This window comes from Actinoplanes couchii, assembly GCF_016862075.1.
Lineage (GTDB): Bacteria > Actinomycetota > Actinomycetes > Mycobacteriales > Micromonosporaceae > Actinoplanes > Actinoplanes couchii.
In genome coordinates, this window is record NZ_BOMG01000035.1 from 86,057 (window position 1) to 107,091 (window position 21,035).

Annotated in this window: 23 protein-coding genes; 8 read left to right on the plus strand and 15 right to left on the minus strand. The window is 70.1% G+C overall.

All coding sequences use genetic code 11. From position 1 onward, the window contains the following. Position 1: 1 nt before the first annotated feature. From Aco03nite_RS11615 to Aco03nite_RS11630, 4 genes are all read right to left on the minus strand, one after another. Positions 2 to 244, minus strand: coding sequence for a hypothetical protein (locus tag Aco03nite_RS11615; protein ID WP_203795047.1), 243 nt, complete (start codon positions 242 to 244; stop codon positions 2 to 4). A gap of 23 nt (positions 245 to 267) precedes the next feature. Then, positions 268 to 2,142: a capsular polysaccharide synthesis protein gene (locus Aco03nite_RS11620; protein WP_203795048.1), complete on the minus strand. Its 1,875-nt coding sequence runs from the start codon at positions 2,140 to 2,142 to the stop codon at positions 268 to 270. 87 nt (positions 2,143 to 2,229) lie between these two features. Beyond that, the gene (locus Aco03nite_RS11625) at positions 2,230 to 3,693 is read right to left on the minus strand and encodes a serine/threonine-protein kinase (protein WP_203795049.1); all 1,464 of its coding nucleotides are present in this window, start codon (positions 3,691 to 3,693) and stop codon (positions 2,230 to 2,232) included. Positions 3,694 to 3,732: 39 nt separating this feature from the next. Then, positions 3,733 to 4,086 carry a YybH family protein gene (locus Aco03nite_RS11630; RefSeq protein ID WP_203795050.1) on the minus strand — a complete coding sequence of 118 codons (354 nt, stop codon included), beginning with the start codon at positions 4,084 to 4,086 and terminating at the stop codon, positions 3,733 to 3,735. A 50-nt stretch (positions 4,087 to 4,136) separates the two neighbouring features. Between Aco03nite_RS11630 and Aco03nite_RS11635 the strand changes: the two genes are divergently transcribed. The 3 genes from Aco03nite_RS11635 (at position 4,137) to Aco03nite_RS11645 (ending at position 6,810) form a co-directional block, all read left to right on the plus strand. Beyond that, positions 4,137 to 4,595, plus strand: a complete 459-nt coding sequence (locus tag Aco03nite_RS11635; RefSeq protein ID WP_203795051.1) for a hypothetical protein — start codon at positions 4,137 to 4,139, stop codon at positions 4,593 to 4,595. Between the two features lie 63 nt (positions 4,596 to 4,658). Further along, entirely contained in the window at positions 4,659 to 5,231 is a 573-nt protein-coding gene (locus tag Aco03nite_RS11640; RefSeq protein ID WP_203795052.1) for a TetR/AcrR family transcriptional regulator, read from the plus strand. 67 nt (positions 5,232 to 5,298) lie between these two features. After that, complete coding sequence (locus Aco03nite_RS11645) at positions 5,299 to 6,810, plus strand: MDR family MFS transporter (protein WP_239145074.1); 1,512 nt, start codon at positions 5,299 to 5,301, stop codon at positions 6,808 to 6,810. Between the two features lie 45 nt (positions 6,811 to 6,855). Here Aco03nite_RS11645 and Aco03nite_RS11650 read toward each other — a convergent pair whose 3' ends face one another. Further along, positions 6,856 to 7,212 carry an STAS domain-containing protein gene (locus Aco03nite_RS11650; protein ID WP_203795054.1) on the minus strand — a complete coding sequence of 119 codons (357 nt, stop codon included), beginning with the start codon at positions 7,210 to 7,212 and terminating at the stop codon, positions 6,856 to 6,858. Between the two features lie 264 nt (positions 7,213 to 7,476). On the opposite strand from Aco03nite_RS11650, the gene Aco03nite_RS11655 reads away from it, so the two are divergent. Continuing rightward, a complete protein-coding gene (locus Aco03nite_RS11655; protein ID WP_203795055.1) occupies positions 7,477 to 8,463 on the plus strand; it encodes a helix-turn-helix transcriptional regulator in 987 nt (328 codons plus the stop codon). A gap of 7 nt (positions 8,464 to 8,470) precedes the next feature. Here Aco03nite_RS11655 and Aco03nite_RS11660 read toward each other — a convergent pair whose 3' ends face one another. Further along, positions 8,471 to 8,797, minus strand: coding sequence for a hypothetical protein (locus Aco03nite_RS11660; protein WP_203795056.1), 327 nt, complete (start codon positions 8,795 to 8,797; stop codon positions 8,471 to 8,473). A gap of 292 nt (positions 8,798 to 9,089) precedes the next feature. Beyond that, a complete protein-coding gene (locus tag Aco03nite_RS11665) occupies positions 9,090 to 9,971 on the minus strand; it encodes a Gfo/Idh/MocA family protein (protein ID WP_203795057.1) in 882 nt (293 codons plus the stop codon). Positions 9,972 to 10,048: 77 nt separating this feature from the next. On the opposite strand from Aco03nite_RS11665, the gene Aco03nite_RS11670 reads away from it, so the two are divergent. After that, a complete protein-coding gene (locus Aco03nite_RS11670) occupies positions 10,049 to 10,414 on the plus strand; it encodes a hypothetical protein (protein ID WP_203795058.1) in 366 nt (121 codons plus the stop codon). After that, a complete protein-coding gene (locus Aco03nite_RS11675) occupies positions 10,407 to 10,847 on the plus strand; it encodes a hypothetical protein (RefSeq protein ID WP_203795059.1) in 441 nt (146 codons plus the stop codon). Before Aco03nite_RS11670 ends, Aco03nite_RS11675 begins: the two co-directional genes overlap by 8 nt. On the opposite strand, the gene Aco03nite_RS11680 is transcribed toward Aco03nite_RS11675, so the two are convergent. From Aco03nite_RS11680 to Aco03nite_RS11705, 6 genes are read right to left on the minus strand one after another with little or no spacing between them, the layout of a single operon-like run. Further along, positions 10,841 to 12,304: a glutathionylspermidine synthase family protein gene (locus Aco03nite_RS11680; protein WP_203795060.1), complete on the minus strand. Its 1,464-nt coding sequence runs from the start codon at positions 12,302 to 12,304 to the stop codon at positions 10,841 to 10,843. The two genes, Aco03nite_RS11675 and Aco03nite_RS11680, sit on opposite strands and share 7 nt — an antisense overlap. A gap of 15 nt (positions 12,305 to 12,319) precedes the next feature. After that, positions 12,320 to 12,709, minus strand: coding sequence for a hypothetical protein (locus tag Aco03nite_RS11685; protein WP_239145075.1), 390 nt, complete (start codon positions 12,707 to 12,709; stop codon positions 12,320 to 12,322). 59 nt (positions 12,710 to 12,768) lie between these two features. Beyond that, positions 12,769 to 13,530, minus strand: a complete 762-nt coding sequence (fabG, locus tag Aco03nite_RS11690) for a 3-oxoacyl-ACP reductase FabG (protein WP_203795062.1) — start codon at positions 13,528 to 13,530, stop codon at positions 12,769 to 12,771. Between the two features lie 51 nt (positions 13,531 to 13,581). After that, positions 13,582 to 15,228, minus strand: a complete 1,647-nt coding sequence (locus Aco03nite_RS11695) for an alpha-amylase family protein (RefSeq protein WP_203795063.1) — start codon at positions 15,226 to 15,228, stop codon at positions 13,582 to 13,584. Continuing rightward, positions 15,221 to 16,210: a hypothetical protein gene (locus tag Aco03nite_RS11700; protein WP_203795064.1), complete on the minus strand. Its 990-nt coding sequence runs from the start codon at positions 16,208 to 16,210 to the stop codon at positions 15,221 to 15,223. The genes Aco03nite_RS11695 and Aco03nite_RS11700 overlap by 8 nt, the downstream gene beginning before the upstream one ends. Further along, positions 16,207 to 16,554, minus strand: coding sequence for a PadR family transcriptional regulator (locus Aco03nite_RS11705; RefSeq protein WP_203795065.1), 348 nt, complete (start codon positions 16,552 to 16,554; stop codon positions 16,207 to 16,209). Before Aco03nite_RS11705 ends, Aco03nite_RS11700 begins: the two co-directional genes overlap by 4 nt. A 99-nt stretch (positions 16,555 to 16,653) precedes the next feature. Here Aco03nite_RS11705 and Aco03nite_RS11710 point away from each other — a divergent pair, with 99 nt between their 5' ends. Then, positions 16,654 to 17,295 (plus strand): DedA family protein, encoded by a 642-nt coding sequence (locus tag Aco03nite_RS11710; protein ID WP_203795066.1) that lies wholly within the window; start codon positions 16,654 to 16,656, stop codon positions 17,293 to 17,295. On the opposite strand, the gene Aco03nite_RS11715 is transcribed toward Aco03nite_RS11710, so the two are convergent. After that, on the minus strand, positions 17,296 to 18,294 hold the full coding sequence (locus tag Aco03nite_RS11715) for a glycoside hydrolase family 18 protein (protein ID WP_203795067.1): 999 nt from the start codon (positions 18,292 to 18,294) through the stop codon (positions 17,296 to 17,298). 55 nt (positions 18,295 to 18,349) lie between these two features. Continuing rightward, positions 18,350 to 19,675, minus strand: coding sequence for a carbohydrate-binding protein (locus Aco03nite_RS11720; protein ID WP_203795068.1), 1,326 nt, complete (start codon positions 19,673 to 19,675; stop codon positions 18,350 to 18,352). Positions 19,676 to 19,800: 125 nt separating this feature from the next. On the opposite strand from Aco03nite_RS11720, the gene Aco03nite_RS11725 reads away from it, so the two are divergent. Continuing rightward, positions 19,801 to 20,937 carry a carboxylate-amine ligase gene (locus tag Aco03nite_RS11725; RefSeq protein ID WP_203795069.1) on the plus strand — a complete coding sequence of 379 codons (1,137 nt, stop codon included), beginning with the start codon at positions 19,801 to 19,803 and terminating at the stop codon, positions 20,935 to 20,937. Positions 20,938 to 21,035 lie beyond the last annotated feature (98 nt).

A 21,035-nucleotide genomic window follows, 5' to 3' on the forward strand; every position in this document is an offset into this window, starting at 1 on the left:
CTCACTCCACGGCGGCCGACGCCGAAGCGCTGGCCGATGTGGCCGTCGGCAAGGCTCCCACCTTGACGGTCAGCGCGGCGTCGGAAGCGCGAACCACACTGGTGCCGACCATTCCGATGTAGAGGGCGGCGAGAAATGCGACCAGGAAACCCGCGACGGAGAGAAGCCTTTTACGGCGCCCGGTGGAATCCACGAAGATCTGTGTGGCGGTGGACGCCTCGGGCACCATGGCGCTACGTATCATGCGCCCGACATTAGGAATTCCGGCTAGCAGTTCCCTTTGAATTCCCGAAGCGCATCCTGATGATCACCACGGATGATCCGGGACACGTACGACTCGCTGGTCGTCTCCTCCGGGCGGAACCGGTGGCGCAGCCGGTGCACAAACGCGCCCTCCACGATCGTCTGGAACATCTCCGGCTCGTACGGCCGCAGCATCACCGACTGCAACGTGTGCGGCGGAGTGGCGTTCAGGCGCAGACCGGCGTCCCACTCGGCACGGAACCGGTCGTCCAGCCGGTGCAGCATCTCGAAGACGTGGAGGTGCAGCAGCGGGTCCAGCGCCTCGCCCCGCTTCTCCCACCACAGGAAGGACGCGGCCCGCCACAGGTGCATGACGTAGCTGTCCGGCCGGCTCGCCAGGAACCAGTTCGACAGGTACGGACCGGTGTAGTTGAACGCGAACATGCTGCTCCGGGCCAGGGCCCGGTCGACGTGCGGGCGCAGCGGCTCGGAGACGAAACAGCCGGCGTCCACCCAGACCCCGCCGAACTTCTCCAGCAGCAGCATGCGCAGCAGGTCGGAGAAGTGCGCGTGGTCGTCGCCGAGCACGGCGGCCAGATCGACCGGCACGTCCACGTAGGCGCCGATCGTCTCCCGGCTCAGCTCGTGCACCGACGGGTTCTTCGCCTTCAGCGCGGCGAGACAGGCCCGCACCACCGGCGGCGCGGCCGCGAACCCCTGCGCCCAGTAGACGAAGATCGGCTGGTCGAAGGTGCTGTGCACGGGCCGGGCCAGCCGCTGCCCGGCCTGGGTGCGGATCTGCTTCAGGTGCTCGGCGAGGAAGACACCCAGCTCCCGGCGGGCGCCGAAGGCGGTGACGTCGGAGTCCAGCAGGGCCGCGCCGTCGAACGGCAGCTTGGTGTCGTGCGCCAGGGCGGCCGCGCTGGCCCGGCGGCTGTCGTCCCGGCGCTTGAGCTTGTCGTAGGCGTGGGCCAGCGCGTACCCCCGCTCGAAGGCCTCCGGCTGTTTGGCCGCCGCGCCGCGCAGCAGCTGCTCGGCCGCCGCCCACCGCTCGTCGGCGAGAGCGATCCGGCCCAGCTCCCAGGCGGCGTCGCCGTCCGGGTCACCGGCCTTGACCACCCGCCGGAACCGGTCCACCGCGGTCTCCCGGTCGCCCTCGGCCAGCGCGATCCGGGCCTCCGCCATCGGATCGCCGCCGGCCAGATCACGCAGGTAGGTGGCCTCGGCCGTGGTCAGCGCGCCCGGCACGGCGCCGGGCAGCAGGGTGCGGCGCGACGGTGACGCGTCCGGCTCGCCGGTCCACTCGTAGCGGTAGCGGTCGTCGCCCGGGGTCGCGCCGGTGAAGTGGGCGACCGGCCCGGTGGTCGCGGTGATCGCGTAGTCGTACCAGGTCACCGCGCCGCTGCCGGCGGTCAGCCAGACCGCGACGTCCTGCGCGCCGGCCGGGACGGTGAAGGTCACGGTGATCCGGTGATGCCCGTGCTCGTTGCGGGCCGGCATCGACCGCACCGGCGCGACCGCCTCGCCGTCGCCGATCGTCCACTCCGCGGTCAGCCGCGGCGGGCTGGGCAGCGGCTCGTCCAGGAAGAGCGAGACCGCCGCGGTGTACGTGCCGGGTGGCAGTGCGACCCCGCCCGGCGCGATCGAGGTGTCGTTGCCGCGCAGGGCGCTCACCCGCAGGCCGTGCGTGCCGGGCCGGCCGGGCACCTCGGCCCGCTCGGCGGCGACCCGGTCGGGCACCGCGAACCCGTCCGGATCACCCCGGAAACCCGGGTCCGGCACCAGGTTGACCAGCGACGGCGGGGCCGCGACGGGGACCGGCTGGGACGGCGGATCACGGCGCAGAGCACCCCGGAACCGGGTGAACAGACTCTGGTCGGTGGGTGCGGTCGCCGTCATCGATGTCCCTTTCGCAGCGTGCCGCCGCAGTTTAGTCGGACATCGAGCGCCCCCGGGCAGCGAGCGGACGTACCGTGCGGATCGTGCTCACAGCGGCAGGACCACCGCCGACGGGCGCCCGGCCACGCAGGTCACGGTCATCCGGTGCCGCTCCAGGAGGCCGCCGAAGACGGCCACCGCGGTCAGTCCCGGTCCCGGGTCGACACGTTCGGTGCCGAAACCGGGCGCCGGCTCCCACGCCAGCAGCTCGGCGCCGGCCGACACACAGCGGGCCAGCACCGATCCGCCGGGCGACTCCAGCCGGGTTCCGGACGGTTCGGGAAGAGCCGTCGGGGACGCGGAGACAGACACGCTCGGTGACGGTTCGGAGGGACGGCCGGCCGTCGGCGAACCGGACCCGGCCGTCGGGCTGGGCCACTGGGCGGCCGCACCGGCGCTGGTCGCCGGGGCCCGCTCCGGGCGATCGCGGCTGCCGGGCGGGCGTTGCGGCGCCGGTTGCCGGCTCGCGGTCCCAGTCACCTCCGGTGAGGGCGCGGGCGGCGCGACGGTCCGGGCCGCCCGGGGCGCGTCACCGGTCCGACCGGACAGGAGCAGGGGCAGGCCGGTGAGCAGCGTCAGCGTCAGGGCCGCGGCAGCCGGCCGGGCCTTCTTCCACCGCCGCTGCGGTACGGGTGACGACGGCTCCCGGAACCCGGGGTGGTCCACGGGCACCCGCCCCGGGCGTACCGCCGCGGGGTGGATCGCGTCGGCGGCCTCGGCCGCGTCGCCGAGCAGACCGGCCACCTCCGTCGCGCCCGGCCGGGTGGCGGGATCCTTGGCGAGGCAGCGGCCGACCAGTCCGGCGACCGCGGACGGCACCCCCGGCAACCGGGGCAGCGGCCGCGGCTCCTGGTAGACGTGCGCCCGGAGCATCTGGGTGGTGCTCTCCACACTCCACGGCGCGACCCCGGCGAGCAGCCGGTAGAGCAGCACCCCGAGCGCGTAGACGTCCGAGGCGGGCACGACAGCGCCGCCGGTGAGCCGTTCCGGCGCCAGGTAGGCGGGGGTGCCGAGCAGCACCTCCTCGGGCGCGGCGGGTCCGGCGACCGCGGCGATGCCGAAGTCCACCACTTTGGCGCCGGCCCCGGTGACCATCACGTTGGCGAGTTTGATGTCCCGGTGCACGAGTCCGTCCTCGTGCGCGACGGCCAGTGCGGTGGCCACCTCGCCACAGATCCGGAAGATCGTCCGCGGTGGAATCCGGCCGTGCGAGATCCGTTGTTGCAGGGTCGGACCGTTGATCAATTCCATCACCACATAGGGAATCCGATCCGATTCCCCGAAATCGTAGATCTGGGCGATGTTCGGATGTGACAGGGCCGCCGCGGCCCGGGCCTCCCGCAGGATCCGATCCCGCGAGCCGGGGTCGGTGGCATAGCGCCCGGCCAGCACTTTCACCGCCACCGGGCGGTTCAGCACCTCGTCCCGGGCGCGCCAGACGACGGCCATGCCACCACGGCCGAGTTCATTGATCAGCCGATATCGGCCGCCGAGTCTCTGGTCCGGCTCCACCGTGGCAGTCTGCCCGCAGAATCGCCGGACCGCACATTTTCACATTTCCCGCATCCACCATTCGGTGAACTGCCGGGCCTGCAGGGTGTGATCCAATCGGAGAATCCACAGGTTGCGATAACGGTCCCGGGGATAGGTGGTGGCCGCCTCGATGACCGACATCTCCTCGGTGACGATCAGCGGATGCCAGGAGAAGGTGGTCGTCCCCGGCCGGTCCCGGCGCGCGGTCCAGCCGGCCACGATCGCCTCCCGGCCGATCCAGGGTTTCGCGTACGGCGCGGTGAAGTAGGCGGCGTCCTCGGCGAACAGGTCCCGGATGTCGTCCGGATCGTTCGACTCCCAGGCCTTGCGGTACTTCTGCACCCACGCCGTCACGGCGTCCAGACTCGTCATCCCGGCCTCCCGTCCCCACCCTTGCAGGTGGACCGCCGTAGGGTCGGCCCATGACGGATACCTGGCGGCATCTGCCCGCACCGGCCCGCCCGATCGCCGCCTCGGCCACCGCCGCCGTCGCCGCCGTCCGGGCCGGGGACACCGCCGCGCTGGACGAGGCGACCGCCGTCCTGGCCGCCCTCGACCCGGCGCACACCGGCCTGATCCTGGGCACCACCGTCCGCCTGCTGCTGGAGGACCGGAACCCGGACGGGCTGACCGCCGACGACGTGCGCGCCGCACTGGCGAGCGCGGTCCGCTCCTGGCCGGACGCCGACCCGCCGGTGGTGCTCTGGCTGCTGGCCGGGGCGCTCGGGGTGCTGGAGGAGGACGGCAGTCCGGCTCCGAAACCGGACGCGCTGGCCCGGCACTCCGCGGTGCTGATCGCCGACCTGCTGGCCAGCCGCCCGATCGCCCCCTGGTGGACGGCGGCGCTGGCGGAGATCGAAAGGTCTCAGCTCAACGATTAACAACTTTGCAGTTTCTGCAAGTTTGGTTCTAGAGTCTCCGCCGTGCACGCGGATTCCACAGCCATGCCCAGACCCCGGGAGACCGGCCGACGGGAGATCAAGCGCCGGCAGACCCGCCTGGCGCTGATCACCGCCGCGCTCCGTCTCGCCGACGAGCGGGGCGCCGACCGGGTCACCACCGACGAGATCAGCGCGGCGGCCGGGGTGTCGCCGCGCACGTTCTTCAACTACTTCGCCACCAAGGAGGACGCCCTCGTCGGCGACCCCATGGAGGGCTCCGGCGAGCTGTCACTGCCGCCCGGCCCGCTGCTGGAGGCGCTGCTCACCGCGCTCGCCCCGGCCTTCGAGCAGATCCAGAAGGACCGGGACCTGTGGCTGCTCCGGATGCGCGTGATCGGCGCCAACCCGCACCTGCTGCCGCTGCTCATCGCCGCGGCGGCCTCCGCCGAGCAGCGGCTCGCCCAGGACATCGCCGTCCGCGACAGCCTGCCGGACGGCCACCCCTACCCACCGGTCGCCGCCTCGGTCGCGAACGCCGCGGTCCGGGTCGCGGTCTGCCGCTGGGCCGAGGACCGGGACTCCCGGCCACTGATCGACCACGTCCGCGAAGCCTTCACCATCCTCACCACCATCTGACCTCACCAGCATCTGAAAGAAGTCGATGACAGACGTAGAGCCCGAAACCGCCGCATCATCCGGCCGGATGTCGCACCGGGAGGTCATCCAGGCCCTCTCCGGTCTGATGCTCGGCATGTTCGTCAGCATCCTGGCGTCGACAGTGGTCGCCAACGCACTGCCCCGGATCATCGCCGATCTGCACGGCAGCCAGTCCGTCTACACCTGGATCGTCACCGCCGAGCTGCTCGCCATGACGGCCACCGTCCCGCTCTGGGGCAAGATGGCCGACCTCTACAGCAAGAAGCTGCTGATCCAGCTCTCGCTCGGCCTCTTCGTGCTCGGCTCGCTGGTCGCCGGCCTCACCCCGAACGTCGAGATCCTGCTGGTCAGCCGGGTCATCCAGGGTGTCGGCGCGGGCGGCATGACGGCCCTCGCCCTGATCGTGATGGCCGCGATGATCCCGCCGCGGGAGCTGGGCCGCTACTCCGGCATGTTCGGCGCCGTCTTCGGGGTGGCCACCATCGCCGGGCCGCTGATCGGCGGTGTCCTGGTGGACACCTCGTGGCTGGGCTGGCGCTGGTGCTTCCTGATCGGCGTGCCGTTCTCGGTGATCGCGATCGCCCTGCTGCAGAAGACCCTGCACCTGCCGGCCGGCCGCAAGCAGGAGGTCAGCATCGACTGGCTGGGCGCGCTGCTGATCACCGGTGGCGTCAGCACCCTGCTGATCTGGTCCACCCTGGCCGGCGACAAGTTCGACTGGGGCTCCTGGCAGACCGCCGCCATGGTGGCCGGTGGGGTGCTGATCCTCGCGCTGGCCGTGCTGGTCGAGTCGAAGGCGAAGGAGCCGATCATCCCGCTCGGCATCTTCCGGCACCGCACCGTCAGCCTCGCCATCGTCGCCAGCGTGCTGGTCGGCGTGGCGATGTTCGGTGGCACCGTCTTCCTGTCCCAGTACTTCCAGACCTCGCTCGGCAAGACCCCGACCCAGGCCGGGCTGATGGGCCTGCCGATGGTCTTCGGCCTGCTGATCTCCTCCACCGTGGCCGGCGCGCTGATCACCAAGTACGGCAAGTGGAAGATCTTCCTGGTCAGCGGCTCGATCGTGATGACCATCGGGATGCTGCTGCTCAGCACGATCGACGCGAGCACCGGCGTGCCGGTGATCTCGGTCTTCATGGCGGTGCTCGGTGTCGGCGTCGGCCTGCTGATGCAGAACCTGGTGCTGGCCGCGCAGAACGACGTGCCCGCCGCCGAACTGGGCGCCACCACCTCGGCGCTGACGTTCTTCCGCAGCATGGGCGGCTCGATCGGGGTGAGCGCTCTGGGCGCCGTCCTGACCCACCGGGTCACCCAGCTCTCCGAGGAGCGGTTCGGCCCGGCGGCCGGTGGCGGCGAGGTCCCGGATCTCCAGGCTCTCCCGCCCGAGGTCCTCGCGGTGATCAAGGACATCTACGGTACGGCGACCGCCGACCTGTTCCTGATCGGTGCGCCGATCGCGTTCCTCGCGGTGATCGCGGTCGTCTTCATCAAGGAGAAGCCGCTCTCGACCATGTCCGGCGACGAGCGCCTGGCCGCCGAGAAGACGCTGTCCCACTGAGTACCGGGGTGAGCCGCGGCGCGCGGCTCACCCCGGCTCAGATCGTCAGGACGGGCGGAGTCCGACCGAGGTGCGCGGGTTCGGCGGCTCGGCACAACCGAGCAGCCCGACCAGCCCGGACACCCACAACTGCCGGTAGACGGTGGCGCTCGGGTGGCTGACCACCAGTTTCACTCCGCTCGCGGCGGCGGTGTGGAAACAGGCGACCAGAATCCCGATGCCGATACTGTCGATCAGCATCACCCGTTGCAGGTCCAGACAGATCCGGCTCGGCGTCATCGTGGTGAGGACGTCGTTGACCGCGTCCCTCATGACGTGCGCGTTGTCCAGATCGATCTCACCGCTCGGAGCGATCTCGACAGTGCCGTCGGCCAGCTGGCGGGTCGTGATCGGCAGATACACAGCTGCCCTCTTCCTGGCGTACAGCCGGGGCTGACGCCGACTTCCGCGGAACACGGCCGATTCGACCGGAAAAGAAAGGGACGCCGCCCGGAACCCGCGTTCCTACAACAATCCGCTGGTCTGCAAGTTACGCCACGTAGGCGCGGAACGCCAGAGTAGTTCATCGGGCCGGAATGTGCTGGAACGGTCACTGCGTGGCGACCACGTTGACTGTCCACCGTCCCGAACCGAATACTCACCGTATGCGTTGGAACTCCGGACGGGATGGTTGACGCCCTGCCGAGCGCCACGCCGGCGCCGGGCAACGTCCACTTCGACAGGGCCGACAGCGCCGGCGGCCCCGGGGCCCGGGACACCGTGAATCGTTTTTACCACCCGGTGGCCGCCGGAAGTGATCTCGAACTGGGCATCGAGGTGATCCAACTCGGACCCCTGACCGTCGGGCATCTCACCTTCGCGGAAAGCGCGACTCTGGACGTTCCCGCCCTCGACGCCTACCACGTGACCCTGCCCACCTCGGGACGGGTGCTGGCGCTGCGTGACGGGCACGAGCTGGCCGCGACCCCGGCGACCGCGCTCGCCTTCCGGCCCGGCGACCGGATCCGGTTGCGGCACGAGCCGAACACCGCGGAACTGGACGTACGGATCGAGAGCTGGGCCCTGGAGGCGGAGCTGGCCGGGTTGCTCGGGCATCCGGTGCGGGGCCCGATCGACCTGCCGCCGGTCTTCGACCTCACCGCCGGGCCGGCGCACAGCTGGAGCCGGATGGTCCGGCTGCTCCGCGACGAGCTGGTGCACGAGACCAGCCTGATCCACGAGCCGGTGATCGCCGAACAGTTCTGCGGCAGTGTACTCAGCGGGCTGCTGCTCAGCGTCCCGCACCGCTACCACGAGGAGCTGGTGGCGCCACCGGCCGCGGTGATCACCCAGCCGATCCGCCGGGTGGTGACGGCGATCCGTGACGAGCCCGAGCACGCGTTCACCGTCGGTGAGCTGGCGGCCATCGCCGGGATGAGTGTCCGGTCGCTGCAGTCCGGGTTCCGCCGGCACCTCGGCAGCGCCCCGATGGCGTACCTCCAGGAGGTCCGGCTCGGCCGGGCCCACGAGACGCTGCGGCAGGGTGATCCGGCGCGGATCACGGTCGCCGACGTGGCGCACCGATGGGGCTTCGCCCATCTCGGCCGGTTCGCGTCGGCCTACCGCCATCGTTTCGGAGAGTCTCCGTCGGAGACGCTGCGGAACGTTACCTGAACGGGTGTCACTCCCCCGGGTCACAGCGGCGCGGCTGCGGTACCCCGTCCGCGCGGCGGGTCACCCCGGATGTGCCGAACAGGTCACCCCGGGGGGGCACCCAGTCCCGCCAGGGGGACAACCGGGGTGGCACCCCGGCCAGCTCGCCGTCCCCGGCGCGGCACTGCCGCCGGAGGTACTCGACGACCCGGTCCATCGCCGCCCCGCTGTTCTCGGTCAACGTCAGCAGTGCCCGGCGGTCCACCGTCCCGTCCTCGCGGAGCAGGTCGGCCAGCCCGGCCAGCACCCGCACCGCCTCGGAGGCGTCCCGCTCGGCGTCCCACAGACCGGTCACGCCGCCGCTCCCCCGGGCGTGGCCGGCATCTCGTACAAGGCTGTGCGGTCGGTCATGCAGTGCATCCCCTCACCCCGACACACGCCCGGCGGGTCGTCGCGGGCCCGCGACGACCACACCCCGGGTCGTCCGGCCCGGTGCGCGTGACAAGCCGAAAATGTATTCGGCTCGCTACTTTGCGTCCATCCGTAACGCGCAGGTTCTGTCCAGTTAGCGCTCGGATCGGCCCGTGCACGTCGCCGATCACGGTTACCCCGCGTAGGCGTACCGAAATCGGGAATCAAGCGTTGAATCAGGGCCGAACCGTGGCACTCTCCGCGATGGACCGCTCGGCGGCGGCCAGGATCTCGGTCACCCGAGCGCCGAACCGGGTGTCGCAGGCGGGCGCCGGGCCACCGGCGGCCGCGGACAGCAACTCATCGAGGGCCCGGCCCATCGCCTCGACCGGATCCCACTCGGCGCGCGGCACCTCGCGGATCCCGGCGTCACCGGCGAAGAAAGCCTCCTCGCGGGCCGCGGCGGGTGGCGCGTCCACCGCCAGGGTCAGTCGGCTCACCGCGCCGCCGACGTGCTTGAGCAGCAGGTACGTCAGGTCACGGGCACCGGCCACCGCGGTCACCTCGGCGACCGGCCCGAGCACCGGCAGCACCACGGCCAGCGCGTGCGGGCCGACGTCCCACAGGCCGCCGCGCTCGCGCCGCCACGGCGACGCCCCGAACGGGTTGTCCGGCGTGAAGATCGCGCCGAGGTGGTCGACACGGGCCTCGCTCCAGCCGCCGGTGGCGACCGCCTCGGCCAGGAATCCGTCCAGTTCGGGCGTGAACCGGCGGGTGAACAGCACCGCCGAGGCGACGTCGACGGCGGCCAGCTCGCGGGCCTGGTCGACCCGGGTGGCGATCGGCTTGTCGAGCAGCAGGTGCCGGCCGGCCGCGGCGGCCCGCAGCGCGATCGGCGCCTGAATGTCCGGCGGGAGCGCGACCGCGATCGCGTCGACGTCGGCGATCAGGGCGTCGGCGTCGGCGTATGCGGGTACCCCGAAGCGGCCGGCCAACTCGGCCGTCCGGCCCGGATCACGCCCCCAGATCCCGGCGAACTCCACCCCGGAGTGCGCCGCCAGGGCGGGCGCGTGCGTGAGGTGTGCCCAAGGTCCCGTACCGAAAAGTCCGAAGCGCACCGGATCGCCCATCCTGTTCGTCGATCGTCACCGGGCCGGAAGTTACCAGGCCGGAGCCACCTCAGTAACCTGGCCGGGTGAACGGTCCCCTGTCGTCGGCGACGATCATCGCCGCGTTGGTCCTGGCGGTGTGGTACCTGCTGCGCTCGGCTCTCGATCGAGCCCCCGGCCGCAACGACCTGATCGCCGCCGGTGTGCTCAGCCTTCTCGTGCTCGTCCTGGTCGCGGTGGCCGCGATCGGACTGGCCACCGGCACGGAGGTCGCCGACATCGGCACGTTCGCCGGCTACCTGATCACCACTGTCGCGTTCGTCCCCACCGCCGGTTATCTGGCCGTGATGGAGCCGACCCGCTGGGGCAGCCTGACCCTGGGCATCGGGTGCCTGATCATCCCCGTTCTAGTGCTGCGCCTGCAGCAGATAGCGTCGGTAACCGGTGCCTGACAAGAACCCCACCGAAGCCACCACCCGCCCCCGCGACGCCGCCCTCGGCTCCGGGCTGGGCCGGGTGCTCCTGCTCGTCTACGGCGTGTTCGCCCTGTCCGCGAGCGCCCGGGCCCTGGTCCAGATCACCACGCACTTCGACGAGGCCCCGCTGGCGTACCTGCTGTCCGGGTTCGCCGGGCTGGTCTACGTCGCCGCCACCGTGGGCCTGGCCCGGGGCGGGTCGACCGGCCGGCTGATCGCCCTGGTCAGCTGCACCATCGAGCTGGTCGGCGTGCTGGCGATCGGCACCCTGACCGTGGTGGACAGCGTCGACTTCCCGGACGCCACCGTCTGGTCGAATTTCGGCAGCGGTTACGGCTACGTCCCGCTGGTGCTGCCGTTCATCGGTCTCTGGTGGATCTGGCGGCACAAACCCGAGAAGGCTCAGTAATCGCTCTCGATGGCGTGCGGCACGAAGTTGCACCCGTTGTTGGTGACCAGGCCGGCGTCGCCGAGCCCTTCCCGGATGCCCATTCCGGCGGGCTCGCCGTCGATCAGCCAGGCGCCGATCACCGGGTGCACCGTGCCCTCCAGCCCTTCGAAGGACGGCAGCTCACACAGCTCCTGGACGACGAAACGGCCGTCCCTGCCGTACTCGGACGGTGAGGTGGTGATCTGTTTCCCGTCCTTGACCAGGGTCACCGATCCACCTTCCCGACCCCAGACCGGCTTTTTCGCGTACGACGTGAGAGTGGCCGCCTTGGACGATTCCGCGAAATACGACGGCAACAGGTATTTCGCCCGTTCCGGGTCGTCGCCGAACAGTTTCCAGAGCACCGGCAGCAGTGCCTTGTTGCCGAGCAGCGCCGCCTTGTAGGGCGGTTCGATCCAGACCGTGCCGCGTTTCTCCGGGTCGGCCATGTTCCGGAAGAAGGCCTTGCCGCCCTCCTCGTGCCAGAACCATTCCCACGGGTAGAGCATGAAGATGACGTCGATCGGCTCGGACTTGTGCTCCTGGCCCGGCGCCGGCACGAACAGCACCCGGTCCCCGGCGACGTCCCAGCCGATCTGGCTCATCGCGATGAGTTCGACCGGGTAACCGGCCTCCTCGGCGGTGGCCATCAGGTAGGCGACGTTCATCCGGTCCTCGCCGGAGGTCTCCGACGTCTCGTACGCGAAGAAGATCTTGGGTTTGGCCGGCAGCCACGGACGGGCCTCGCGCAGCTTGTCGATGTTGCGCCGCCACGCGCCCGGGTCGCCGGGCTCGCCCGGGGTGGCCTCCCAGCCGACCAGCCGCTCGTGGATCGAATTCCACTGCCGCCACTCGTGCTGGGTGACGCCGGTCTGATCCATCCAGTGCCACTGGATGACCGCGGCCTCGACCAGCGAGGTGGGCGTCTGCGCGTTCAACTCCAGCAGTCGCGGCACAGTTCCGGCCCCGTTGTACCAGAGATCGAACCGGCCGTAGACGGTCGGCGAATAATCCGGCGTCTGCATCGGCAGGCGCATGTCCGGGTCCTTGTCGGAGTGCGTCCACGTCTCCGCGTCGCCGTCGAACCAGGTCCGGATGATCTGCTCGTGCGCGTACTCCGGGATGCCGATCTTGCTCAGGAAGCAGCTCTCGGCGCCGCAGACGGACCCGAAGAAGCCCTTCTTACGGCCCTCGACGGTGTGCCGCGGGCACTGCCGGACCATCCAGTCGCCGGCCTCCATGCACATCGCGTACAGCGTCGTGGTGGCGGTCTCCAGCTCCTCGATCTCGGCCGCGGTGAAGTCGTAGTACGGCCCCTCGTGCCAGTACGAATACGTGGTCCCGTCCGGCAGGACGTCGTCGTTGTACGTCAGGCCGAGGCTGTAGTTGGTCAGCCGCCATCCGTCGCGAACCGGGCCGTGAGGAATCCGTCGCATCGGTGTTGAAACCCCTTAAGAACCGGACTTGCTACCGCTGTAGCCGCTGCCACCCTTGCCGACGACACTGGTCTTCACCGTGCCGTTGCTGATCTTGCCACTCGACGGCAACCCGAACTTGGAGCGGGACACCTTGTCGTTGTAGGCGAACTTGCTGCCGCCGGCCGGCAGCTTCGTCCCGACCGGGTAACCCGACCGGTAACCCGAGGAGTGCCAGATGAAGAATCCGCCACCACCGCCGCCACCGTTGTTGTCATCGTCGCAGTAGTCCTCGTCGACGATGACGCCATTGGAGTCGGCGCAGTAGAAACCCTCGTCCGTGTATTCGTCGTTGTCGCACGCGGCCGTACCGCCCGCGGCCAGCAGGAGGAAGGTGCTGGTCAACGATATGGTTCGGGAACTCATGCGTCGGTTCATGATTTCTTTGTAACTCTTCTCAGCAAGTTGCCAGCAACTTCGACCGGTCAGTCCTGTGGGCCACCGGCGACATAGATCACCTGGCCGGTGACAAATCCGGCACCTTCACTGACCAGGAACGACACCGTGTTCGCCACGTCTTCGGGACGGCCCGCGCGGGCGACGGGAATCTGGCTCACGGTCGCCTTCTCGAAGTCGGCGAAGTCTACGCCGATCCGGGCCGCCGTCGCCCTCGTCATATCGGTCACGATGAAGCCGGGCGCGACCGCGTTCGCGGTGATGCCGAACTTGCCCAGCTCGATCGCGAGCGTCTTGGTGAAGCCCTGCAGACCGGCTTTCGCGGCGGCGTAGTTGGCCTGCCCGCGGTTGCCGAGAGCGGACGTGCTGGACAGGCTGACGATCCGCCCGTAACCCGCGTCGACCATGTGTTTCTGCACTGCCTTGCTGAACAGGAAGGCGCCGCGCAGGTGCACCGACATCACGGTGTCCCAGTCGTCCTCGGACATCTTGAAGAGCAGATTGTCGCGCAGCACACCGGCGTTGTTGACCAGCACCGCCGGCGGGCCCAGCTCGGCGGCGGTGCGCTCGACGGCCGCCGCCACCTGACCCGAATCGGCCACGTCGGCGCCGATCGCGATCGCCCGGCCACCCGCCTCGACGATCGCCGCGACGGTCTCGGCCCCGGATTTCTCGTCCAGGTCGACGACCGCGACGGCGAGACCGTCGGAGGCGAGTTTGCGGGCGATCGCCGCGCCGATGCCGCGAGCGGCACCGGTGACGATCGCGACGCGAGGTGCGGACTGCGACATTGCGGCCTCCTGCATCGATTGCCCTGTTCCCGGGCCCGATGCTAATCGCCGTCAGGCGGTTCTGCGCATCCGGATCCAGCGATAACCATGGCCCTCGACCCGGATCTTGGAGAAATCGCCCAGATCCGGGTACTGCTGATCGGCGAGCACGTCGTTCGGGAAATCGGCCTCCGCGGCCAGCTCGCTCAGATCCACCTCACCCGCCTCGGTGCCCAGATTGTGCAGGAACAGCATGGTTCCGGTGTCGGCGTCGGCCCGGTGCACCAGGATGCCGCGGGGCGCCGGGACGTCGACGTGGGTGCACGACCCGCCACCGATCTCTGGCGCTTCCCGGAGAGTCCGGATCATCCGCTCGAACCACGACAGCAGCGACTTCGGGTCGTGCCGTTGCAGGGTGGCGTTGACCGTCTCGTACCCGTACTCGCCCTCGTTGATCACCGGGCGGATCAGGTCCTTCGGGTCGGCCGCGGAGAACCCGCCGTTCTTGGTCGCGTTCCACTGCATCGGCGTACGGATGGCGTACCGGCCGTCCTGGTCGAGGTCCTCCCCCATCCCGATCTCCTCGCCGTACCGCAGCACCGGGGTGCCGCGCAGGCTGAACTGGAGCGCGTAGGCCAGCTCGAGCCGTCGGCGGTCGTTGCCGAGCATCGGCGCCAGCCGGCGGCGGATGCCCCGGCCGTACAGCTGCATGTTCTCGTCCGGCCCGAACTCGTCGAGGACGTCCTTCTTCTGCTCGGCGGTGAGCCGGGACAGGTCGATCTCGTCGTGGTTGCGCAGGAAGGTGGCCCACTGACCGCCCTCCGGCAGCTCCGGGGTGTCGCGCAGCGCGTCGATCAGCGGCTCGGCGTCCCGCCGGGCCAGCGAGAGCACCAGCCGGGCGTTCATCATGAAGTCGAACAGCATGTGGATGCGGTTGCCGGAGCCGCCCTCGTCACCGAAGAAGCGGACCAGCGAATCCGGCTCCACGTTGGCCTCGGCCAGCAGGACCGCGTCGCCCTTGCGCCACTGCACGTGCTGGCGCAGGTCGCTGAGGAAGTCGAAGTCCATCGGCGAGGACGGGTTGCCCGGCTCGGTCTGCTCGATGATGAACGGCACCGCGTCCATCCGGAACCCGGCCACCCCGAGCTGCAGCCAGAACGCGCAGATCTTCTTGATCTCCGCGCGGACCGCCGGGTTGTTGATGTTCAGGTCCGGCTGGAACTTGTAGAACCGGTGGTAGTACCAGAGCTTCGCGGTCCGGTCGTAGCTCCACGTCTCGTCCTGCTCGCCGGGGAAGACCATGCCCTGGTTGCGGTCCGCCGGTTCGGTCTCGCTCCAGACGAACCAGTCGCGGTACGGCGAATCGGGCGACGACCGCGCCGACTGGAACCACGGGTGCTGGTCCGACGTGTGGTTGACCACCAGATCGATGATCACCTTGATGCCCCGGTTGGCAGCCTGGTGCAGCAGCTCGGCGAAGTCGCCCAGGGTGCCGAACCGGGGGTCCACGTTGTAGAAGTCGGACACGTCGTAACCGTCGTCCTTGCCCGGCGACGGGTGGATCGGGTTCAGCCAGAGACAGTTGATCCCGAGCCGGGCCAGATAGTCGAGCCGGCCGATCAGACCGCGGATGTCACCGCAGCCGTCACCGTCGGAATCGGCGAACGAGTCGATGTCGAGGCAGTAGACGACGGCCTTGGAATACCAGCGGTCACTCATGCGCCCTTACATGACCGGCCCTCCGGAGGGCGAAACGTTCCCGGGCGCGCAGTCCGGCGAGCCCGAGGGCGAACGCCACGACCGGGCTCAGCAGCGTGATCGTGACCACGGCGGACACCAGTGCCGGGGTGATCTCGGTGCGGAACATCATCTGCGACTGCCACATCGTGATGAAGACGAACTGGACGGCGAAGACCGTCGCGCCGAGCACCACGATCCGCTCCCGGGCCGGAGACGGCGCGGCCAGCGCCGCCGCCACCAGCAGCAGGCCGGGGACCTGGAACGTCAGCACGCTCGAGGAGAGCATCGGCGCCGCGAGGGAGAGGACATTCGCACCGATCATGACCAGCGCCGCGGCGCTGACCAGGACGACTCCACGACCCCCGAGCACCGCACGGGCCGGCCGGCCGGTGGACGCGGCCCGGAACAGCACCACCACCAGAACGGCGGCGACCAGCATCCAGATCATGCGCATCGACTGCCATGGCGCCAGATCCACCCAGAACGCCAGCGCACCGGCCTGGACCAGCACCCCGGCCACCGCCAGCCCGCTCGTCACCCGGCGCAGGCCGAGCAGGGCCGCGACCACCACCAGCAGCCAGATCGCACTCCGGGCCGCCGGGTCGGCCAACAGCAGACCCGGCACGCCGTGGGCCTCCAGCAGGTCGCCGTGCCGCCACATCCGGCCCAGGCCCTCGACCAGGCGGCTGAACCCGGCGCCGGCCAGAGCCAGCGCGGCGAACAGGGCGGCGACCGAGGCGGCGTCGCGCCACCCCGTACCCCGCTGGGAGGAGAAGGCCCGGCCCAGGCGGGCCGAGAGGCCGGCGCGGACCAGGTCCACCGCATCGGCCGCGGCCGGGAAACGGCGGCCGGGCTCGGCACCGGACATCAGCACGGCGACCATCTCCTCCTCGTAGGCGGCCCGGTGGCCGACCGGATAGACCCGCAACAGGCTGCGGTAACGCATCTCCAGAGCGGTCATGCGGGCGAACCTCCGAGCTGGGGACGGCGGGCGCTCAGGCGGCGCTCGGCGATGGTCGCCTGGGCACGCAGGCGGGCGGTCTCGGTGGCCAGGGCCTGCTCGCCGGCGCCGGTCAGCCGGTAGTAACGCCGCAGCCGGGACTGCACGACCTCTTCCCGGTCGACCTCGATCAGGCCCTCGGCGCGCAACCGGTCGAGCGCCGCGTAGAGGGTGCCGGCCCGCAGGCGCACCCGGCCGCCGGTCATCGCGGCCACGTCCTCGATCACGGCGTAACCGTGCCGGGGCTCCTCGGCCAGCGCGGTGAGGACGAGGAACGTCGGCTCCCGCATCGGACTGTCAGTCATGTCAGGAGCATATACCGATGACGGGTATATACGTCGAGGGGTTTCCCGGGCAGGTTACGGGTAAGTGAACGGACCGGACCTGGGGAAGAGGGTGGGCACATGGCCGACGGCAATCTCGGCGGGTTGGCCGGCTGGGTCGCCTCGGTGATCGACTCGATGGGCGAGATCGGCGTCGGCCTGCTGGTGGCGCTGGAGAACCTGATCCCGCCGATTCCCAGCGAGATCGTCCTGTCGATGGCCGGTTACCTGGCCAGTGAGGGCCGGGTCAACCTGATCCTGGTCTGGTTCACCGCGACCCTCGGCGCGCTGGCCGGCGCGGTCGCGCTCTACTGGCTCGGCCGGGGCCTGGGCGAGGAACGGCTCAAACACTGGCTGGACCGGATCCCGCTGGTCGATCCGGACGATCTGGAGAAGGCGGACCGCTGGTTCGAGAAGCACGCCAAGGCCGCGGTGCTGTTCGGGCGCTGTGCCCCCGTCGTGCGCAGCCTGGTCTCGATCCCGGCCGGCGCCAACCACATGCCGATGGGCCAGTTCATCGTCTTCACCACGATCGGCAGCGGGGTGTGGAACGCGCTCTTCGTCGGCGCCGGCTTCGCACTCGGCTCCCGCTGGCAGGACGTGGAGAAGTACGCGCACTGGTTCGACTACGCGATCTGGGCGTTCTTCGTGGTCGCGATCGGATCCTGGGTGGTCAAGAAGGTGCGCAAGCGGCGGCAGCGCGCCGCCGCCCACGACCGGTAGTCAGAATTTCGCGGCCTCGGTGGTGAAGGCCCAGTCGTCCTGCTCGATACCGGAGCAGTCCGAGGTCACCTCCCCGGTGGTGCACCCGCGGTCCCGGTTGACCGACCACACGGAGAGCCGGGCCAGACCGTTCGCCGAGGCGTACTCCCGGATCTCGGCGAAGGTCGCCAGGGTGGTCACCTCTTTCTGGTCGGAGATCCCGTTCATCGCCGAGATGCCCATGTGGCTGTACGCCTCGGCCTCGGTGTACCCGAACACCTCGATCAACTCGTCCCGCAGACCTTCGGTGGCGCCGACCGTCGTGGCGTAGATGTCGGTGCCCTCGGCGATGTTGAACGGCATCTGGGTGAAGACGTCGATGCCCGCCTCCAGCTCGGCGGCCCGGGCGATCAGCCGCTGCCCGTCGGCGTTCGGGCCGGTCGCCGTGGTGCTGAAGGTGAGGATCGTGGTCAGGCCCGGGTTGGCCGCCTTGACCAGTTTCAGCGCCTCCAGGATCCGGTCCTGGACGTCGTGGTCCTGGAACTCGTCGGCGTTCTCGATGTCGATGTCGATGGTGGTCGTGCCGGTCGCGTCGATCACCTTCTGGTACGCCCCGGCCAGGTCCTCGGCCGTCGAGCACGCCGGGCCCAGCTTGTCGCCGCTCCAGCCACCGATCGACGGGATCACCTCCGCGCCGGCCGCCTCGATCTTCGCGATGGCCTCCTCGTGCACCCCGCCGGTCAGCCCGGTCTCGCCGGCCCAGACCGGCTCACAGCCCTGCCCGGCGACGACGAAGGCCAGAGTGAACGCCTTGACCCCGGTCGCTTCGATCACCTCGGCCGGGTCGGGCGCGTCACCCCAGCCCGGATAGAGGTAGGGGGCGGCGGGCATGCTCGTGCTCTCTGTTTCCACGGCGCCGGTGGACCCGGCACCGGTCGTCCCGGCGTTGGAGATCGCTACCGGGATGATCGCGGCGGTCAGTGCGACCGCCGCGATCGCGAGCTTCCAGCTCAGCTTCACGGGGGCTCCTCTCGGTTACCCGGCTCGACGCATCGGCCGGGCCCCCGCGATACCGTCACCTCCGGAATTGGATCCAGTTCACATTTACGAAATCGGCGGACTGGCCACTGGTGAAGGTCAGGAAGACGGTGTGTTCGCCGGTCACCGCGGACACGTTCGCCGGGATCGACTGCCAGGTCTGCCAGCCGCCGGTGTTCGCCAGCGCGAAGGATCCGATCGGCGCGTTGCTCCGGCTGTCCAGGCGCACCTCGACCAGGCCACTGACCGCGGTTCCGGCGCCGGACGCCACCCGGCCGACGAAGTCCTTCACCCCGCCCGTACCGAAATCGACGTCGTTGAACTGCAGCCAGTCGCCGTTGGCCACGTACGAGACGTTCTGACCGCCCTCGGAACAGGTCTCGGTCTGGATCCCGGCGGACGCGTCGTACGACTCGGCCTCGATCTTCGCGTAGGCGTCCCGCCCGGTCGGCGTGGTCGAGCCGCTGGACTGGTAGACCGCCACGTAGTCGATCAGCATCGGCACGCCGGGCTGGGTGGCCGCGGTCGGGCCGCCACCGAACGCCGCCGGGAAACCGCCGCCCATCGCCACGTTGAGGATCACGAAGAACCCGTGGTGGGTGGCGTTGTTCCAGGTGGTGGCGTCGACCGCGGTGGAGTTGAGGGTGAAGTAGTTGACGCCGTCCAGGTACCACCGCAGCTGCTCGGGCGAGACGCTGCGGTCGTGCTCGATCGCGTACGTGTGGAAGGCGCCCAGACAGCCGGTGCAGGCCCGTTCACCACTGGTCAGGCCGGTGGTCTCGTTGCACGGGCCACCCGGGTTGGTGCCGCAGTGCAGGGCGGCGAAGACGCTGGACCGGCCGTTGATGTTCTCCAGGATGTCCAGCTCGCCGATGCTCGGCCAGTTGGTGGCGCCGACCGGGCGGGCGGCGTCACCGAGCGCCCAGAACGCCGGCCAGTACCCGGCGGCGGCCGCACCTGTCACGTTGGGCTGCTGGATCCGGCCCTCGATGCGCATCCGGCCACCGGCCGGTGCGGCGAAGTCGGTGCGCTGGGTCTCCACCCGGCCGGACGTCCACCTGCCGGCCGAGTCCCGGAGCGGCTTGATCACCAGGTTCCCGGCGCCGTCCTGGTAGACGTTCGCGGTCGAGTCGGTCATCGTCTCGATCTCGCCGGTGCCCCAGTTGGCGGCGCCACCGGGATAGCCGGTGCCGGTCGAGTAGAGCCAGTTCGAGCGGTTGAGCCCGGTGCCGGACGCGCCGGTGAAGTCGTCGCTGAAGACCAGGGTCATGCCGGACGGCGCCGGCGGGACCGCGGCCTCGGCCGGGGCGGTGAGCAGGGCCGCGACGAGCAACGCGCTCGCCACGGTTAGGAGTCTTTTCATAAAACGTGCCTTTCCAGTGGATTCGAGAGAGCGCTCTCGCAGATTGCACGCTTGTTTCCAAAGCTTGTCAATATGGAAGTTTGTCTATTGTTTTCGTGGTGATCCGGCCGGGTATCACAGCGGCCATGGAGACCGAGATCTCTGCGGGACTCGCCGCCAGAGCCGAACAGGACGACCTGCACACTCTCGGCGTCGAAGAGGAGTACATGCTCGTCGACGCCGTGGAGCCGAGAGCGGCCGAGCTGGTCGAGGAGGTCTTCGCCGAGCTGCCCGACGGCATGCGCGACGTCGTGCAGCACGAGTACTACCGCAGCCAGATCGAGGTGGCCAGCCCGCCACAGCTCGAGCTGGGCGAGTTGACCACGTCGCTGAAACGGCTGCGCTCCGGCGTGGCCGCGGCCGCCGAACGGGCCGGCGGGCGACTCGTCGCGGTCGGCACCGGCCCGGCCACCGGCCCCAACGCCCGGCTGGTCGACAAGGACCGCTACCACCGGATGCGCGAGCACTTCGGCGACCTGTCCCCCGGCCCCGGCATGTGCGGCACCCACGTGCACGTCAGCATCCCCGACCCGGACACCGGCGTGCAGGTGCTCAACCACCTGCGCCCCTGGCTGCCGATCCTGCAGGCGGCCACCGCCAACTCACCGCTGTTCGGCGGGCGCGACACCGGGTACGCCAGCTGGCGCTCGATGATGTGGGAGCGCTGGCCCACCGTCGGCCCGACGCCCTACCTGCGGTCGCACGAGCACTACCTGACGCTCGTCGCCGACCTGGAGGCGAGCGGCGCGATGCTCGACGAGGGGATGCTCTACTGGTACGCCCGGCTCTCCGCGAGCTACCCGACCGTCGAGATCCGGATGGGCGACGTGATGCCCACCGCCGAGGACGCGGTCCTGCTGGCCGGGCTGACCCGTGGCCTGGTCGCCACCCTGGTGCGCGAGGTCCGGGCCGGCACCTCCGCCCCGGACGTCGCCCATCCACTGCTGATGGCGGCGCACTGGCGGGCCGCGCACGACGGGCTGGAAGGCCTCAACATCGACATGGCCACCCGGCAGCCCCGGCCCGCCGGGCGACTGCTGCGGCAACTGTTCGACTACGTCCGGCCGGAACTCGAGCGGCACGGCGACCTGGAGACGGTGACCGTCCTGATGGGACGACTGCGGGAGCAGGGCACCGGGGCGGCTCGGCAGCGGGCGCTGCTCGCCCGGGGCGGATCGGTCGGCGACGTCGTGGACTGGCTGGCGCGCGCGACGAGGGAGTGATCCACGCTTGGGCGCCGATCTCTCCGCGGAGAGATAGGCGTTCCCCGCGGAGAGATCGGCGCACGCCGCCGGGTGATCGACGCTCCCCGCAGGGTGAT

Excerpts from the sequence above, each read along its gene's own strand:
- Aco03nite_RS11680 (WP_203795060.1), bottom strand. The coding sequence starts at position 12,304 with ATGCGACGGATTCCTCACGGCCCGGTTCGCGACGGATGGCGGCTGACC.
- Aco03nite_RS11700 (WP_203795064.1), bottom strand. The coding sequence starts at position 16,210 with ATGACCGCTCTGGAGATGCGTTACCGCAGCCTGTTGCGGGTCTATCCG.
- Aco03nite_RS11695 (WP_203795063.1), bottom strand. The coding sequence starts at position 15,228 with ATGAGTGACCGCTGGTATTCCAAGGCCGTCGTCTACTGCCTCGACATC.
- fabG (WP_203795062.1), bottom strand. The coding sequence starts at position 13,530 with ATGTCGCAGTCCGCACCTCGCGTCGCGATCGTCACCGGTGCCGCTCGC.
- Aco03nite_RS11655 (WP_203795055.1), top strand. The coding sequence starts at position 7,477 with ATGGTTGACGCCCTGCCGAGCGCCACGCCGGCGCCGGGCAACGTCCAC.
- Aco03nite_RS11645 (WP_239145074.1), top strand. The coding sequence starts at position 5,299 with ATGTCGCACCGGGAGGTCATCCAGGCCCTCTCCGGTCTGATGCTCGGC.
- Aco03nite_RS11710 (WP_203795066.1), top strand. The coding sequence starts at position 16,654 with ATGGCCGACGGCAATCTCGGCGGGTTGGCCGGCTGGGTCGCCTCGGTG.
- Aco03nite_RS11620 (WP_203795048.1), bottom strand. The coding sequence starts at position 2,142 with ATGACGGCGACCGCACCCACCGACCAGAGTCTGTTCACCCGGTTCCGG.
- Aco03nite_RS11615 (WP_203795047.1), bottom strand. The coding sequence starts at position 244 with ATGATACGTAGCGCCATGGTGCCCGAGGCGTCCACCGCCACACAGATC.
- Aco03nite_RS11685 (WP_239145075.1), bottom strand. The coding sequence starts at position 12,709 with ATGAGTTCCCGAACCATATCGTTGACCAGCACCTTCCTCCTGCTGGCC.
- Aco03nite_RS11635 (WP_203795051.1), top strand. The coding sequence starts at position 4,137 with ATGACGGATACCTGGCGGCATCTGCCCGCACCGGCCCGCCCGATCGCC.
- Aco03nite_RS11640 (WP_203795052.1), top strand. The coding sequence starts at position 4,659 with ATGCCCAGACCCCGGGAGACCGGCCGACGGGAGATCAAGCGCCGGCAG.
- Aco03nite_RS11720 (WP_203795068.1), bottom strand. The coding sequence starts at position 19,675 with ATGAAAAGACTCCTAACCGTGGCGAGCGCGTTGCTCGTCGCGGCCCTG.
- Aco03nite_RS11725 (WP_203795069.1), top strand. The coding sequence starts at position 19,801 with ATGGAGACCGAGATCTCTGCGGGACTCGCCGCCAGAGCCGAACAGGAC.
- Aco03nite_RS11630 (WP_203795050.1), bottom strand. The coding sequence starts at position 4,086 with ATGACGAGTCTGGACGCCGTGACGGCGTGGGTGCAGAAGTACCGCAAG.
- Aco03nite_RS11705 (WP_203795065.1), bottom strand. The coding sequence starts at position 16,554 with ATGACTGACAGTCCGATGCGGGAGCCGACGTTCCTCGTCCTCACCGCG.